Source organism: Staphylococcus coagulans (assembly GCF_002901995.1).
GTDB classification, from domain to species: domain Bacteria; phylum Bacillota; class Bacilli; order Staphylococcales; family Staphylococcaceae; genus Staphylococcus; species Staphylococcus coagulans.
On sequence record NZ_PPQN01000106.1, the window covers coordinates 17356 to 18102 of the forward strand.

Here is a 747-nt window from a genome sequence, read left to right on the forward strand (position 1 = left end):
CATCGGCATCCGCATCTGCATCTGCATCTGAGTCTGCGTCAGCATCGGCATCTGCATCGGCATCAGCATCCGCATCAGCGTCAGCATCGGCATCCGCATCTGCATCTGCATCTGAGTCTGCGTCAGCATCGGCATCTGCATCTGCATCCGCATCGGCGTCAGCATCAGCGTCTGCATCCGCATCAGCGTCAGCATCGGCATCAGCATCCGCATCAGCGTCAGCATCGGCATCGGCATCCGCATCGGCATCAGCATCCGCATCAGCGTCAGCATCGGCATCGGCATCCGCATCGGCGTCGGCATCTGCGTCGGCATCCGCATCAGCGTCTGAGTCTGCATCAGCGTCGGCATCCGCGTCAGCATCGGCATCGGCATCCGCATCAGCGTCTGAGTCTGCATCAGCGTCGGCATCAGCGTCAGCATCAGCATCAGAATCGGCATCAGCATCGGCATCTGAGTCTGCGTCAGAATCGGCATCTGCATCTGCATCCGCATCGGCGTCGGCATCAGCATCAGCGTCAGCATCGGCATCGGCATCGGCATCCGCATCGGCGTCAGCATCAGCGTCTGCATCCGCATCAGCGTCAGCATCGGCATCGGCATCAGCGTCGGCGTCGGCATCTGCGTCGGCATCCGCATCAGCGTCTGAGTCTGCATCAGCGTCGGCATCCGCGTCAGCATCGGCATCAGCATCCGCATCAGCGTCAGCATCGGCATCCGCGTCTGCGTCAGCGTCGGCATCCGCGT

Annotated in this window: 1 pseudogene; it reads right to left on the minus strand. The window is 61.7% G+C overall.

Annotation, left to right across the window (positions count from 1 at the left end):
* Positions 1–747, minus strand: a pseudogene (locus tag CD118_RS11495) (hypothetical protein); the annotation flags it as partial.